Below are 2,095 nucleotides of genomic sequence, written 5' to 3'. Positions count from 1 at the left end.
GGGCCGTTGAGGTCCAGCAGGCGCCGGTGGTCTTTGAACCGTTCCACGGCATACAGATGCTCAAATTTGATCGGGTGGTCTCCGGCGGCTTTCAGGGTTTTGGCTTCCTTGTCCCAGCAGTCGTCCATATTCTGGTAAAGGCGGGTGATCTCGATCCCTAAAGGGGAGTCGATGAACACGGGCACGCCCGGGTTGATGCGGTCCAGTTCGTAGATCAGCTCCTGGGTGCGGCCCAGGGCGAATGCCGGGATGTACACGATGCCGTTGTCGGACAGGGCGCGGTCCAGGGCCTGTGCCAGGGCGGCCTGGCGGTGGGCCCGGTTTTCGTGGTTCCGGTCCCCGTAGGTGGACTCCAGGATCAGGAGATCGCAGGGGTCGGGCGGGTCCGGGTCCGGGAGAATCGGGGTGTGGGCACAGCCCAGGTCCCCGGAAAAGGTGACACGAAATGCGGGGCCGTCCGGGTGGTGTGGATCAGGGAACGCAAACTGGATAAAGCAGGAGCCCAGGATGTGGCCGGCATTGCCCAGTTTGAAGGTGATTCCCTGTTTAAGGGAAAAGGGTTCATGAAGTTCAAATCCCCATGACAGGTCATCAATGATCCCTTCCAGGCAACGGATCTCTTTGTCTGATCTGTCGGAAAACGACAGGGCATCATGGAGCATGGGAATCAGCAGGGCCTTAGTGGCGTGGGTGCAGAGGATCTCTCCCCGGAACCCGGCATCAATCAGGTCGGGCACCCTGCCGATGTGATCAATGTGGGCATGGGTGAGAAACAGATAATCCATGGCAGAGGGTGCCACGGGCCACTGGTCAAAGGGCAGCACAGGGTCATGGCCCTGGGCAATGCCGCAGTCCACCAGGAGATTAACGCCGCCGGCTTCCGGATGGGTCCGGGTCTGGACCAGGTGGCAGGAGCCGGTGACGCAGTTTTGGGCGCCGATGTGATTGATTTTCATAAGTACCGGGGTGGGGTTACAAAACTTTCTTGAATTCCACAGTATAAAGATAATTTGGCAAGCCCTGACTTTCAGTGCCTTCCGTCTCTTCCGTGGTTAATATACAACGCAAAGACCGGCAAGCCATCAACATTTTGTTTCCATGGCCCCTATTCCGAAGAATCAAATAATCCCTTGGTATCCATGTCCTTAAGCAATTCAGGGGCATTATCAGACAAATCCGTTGCCAGCTCCTGAATCTGAATCTTAATCCGGGTATATTCCTCCAGGCGGCGTTTTAAAAATTGAAACGTCAGTTTTAACTTTGCATCAAGGCCTGCGGGCGTGAGATGGTAGACATAAAGTATCCTGTTCTCGCTATTCCTTAAATTTCCCAGCTTAATGTAACCCTTGTCTATGAGGCCGCTCAGGCAATAGTTGACACGACCCAAGGCCAAGGCTATTCCCATGAGTTTACTAAGTTCGCGTTGGGAGCGTTGAGGGTTTTCAGCCAGGAGTTTTAAAAGTTGTAAACGTATAAACTCTTTATTTTTATCCGACATTAAATTGCGGGATCCGGTTGAGGTGGGAAAAAACGTGATGATTGAGTGTAAATACGGTGAGACGACATAGCTCCGCCCTTTAGGTTACATGCGTTTTTTCTGCAACCAGTTCATAAGTTGAACCAATCGGGATTAAGTATTTTATTCCGCCGCTGATGTCAATACTTTTTACCATAGAGAATCAACTATTGGACAACCCTTCGGAAACCAGGGCGCGCCAGTTCTCCATGAGATACTCGTCGGAAACAGGCTCACGGTTATCAGGTTCAAAGATTGATGAATGCGCATCTTTCCTGTTCTCATCCAATACTTTTGCTACAACCTCAATCTGCATGGACTCAAGATTCGCATATTTCTTTGGAATTTTGATCATACCGTTTTGCACTTCGGCTTCGAATTTTACGGCAATCATGAATTACGGGGACACCATACTTAATTCTCGTTTTTTTAATCAGGATGCCTAAACTGTTTGGGGCGCATTCCCATTTTCCCGGTTTTAAAAAAGCCTATCTTTTTATGAAAAAAGCATGATATGAACTCTCGAAACAATACTATCTGAGGAGCAAATATAATGGAAATGAAGAAAGCCGAAGACTG

The 2,095-nt window shown here is 50.5% G+C and carries 3 protein-coding genes; all 3 read right to left on the bottom strand.

The window, feature by feature from the left end:
* Positions 1-956: MBL fold metallo-hydrolase (locus HXW94_RS18635; RefSeq protein ID WP_178368391.1), on the bottom strand; the 956-nt coding region annotated here is incomplete at its 3' end.
* A 149-nt stretch (positions 957-1,105) separates the two neighbouring features.
* Positions 1,106-1,498, bottom strand: a complete 393-nt coding sequence (locus tag HXW94_RS18630) for a MarR family EPS-associated transcriptional regulator (protein WP_178368390.1) — start codon at positions 1,496-1,498, stop codon at positions 1,106-1,108.
* Positions 1,499-1,679: 181 nt separating this feature from the next.
* On the bottom strand, positions 1,680-1,910 hold the full coding sequence (locus HXW94_RS18625; protein WP_178368389.1) for a hypothetical protein: 231 nt from the start codon (positions 1,908-1,910) through the stop codon (positions 1,680-1,682).
* Positions 1,911-2,095 lie beyond the last annotated feature (185 nt).

The organism is Desulfobacter latus (assembly GCF_013389365.1).
Taxonomy (GTDB): domain Bacteria; phylum Desulfobacterota; class Desulfobacteria; order Desulfobacterales; family Desulfobacteraceae; genus Desulfobacter; species Desulfobacter latus.
The sequence above is the reverse complement of the archived record's forward strand: the minus strand, read 5'-3'. Positions and strand labels throughout refer to the sequence as shown.

Coding starts and splice junctions, on each gene's coding strand:
- HXW94_RS18630 (WP_178368390.1), bottom strand. CDS start 1,498: ATGTCGGATAAAAATAAAGAGTTTATACGTTTACAACTTTTAAAACTC.
- HXW94_RS18625 (WP_178368389.1), bottom strand. CDS start 1,910: ATGATTGCCGTAAAATTCGAAGCCGAAGTGCAAAACGGTATGATCAAA.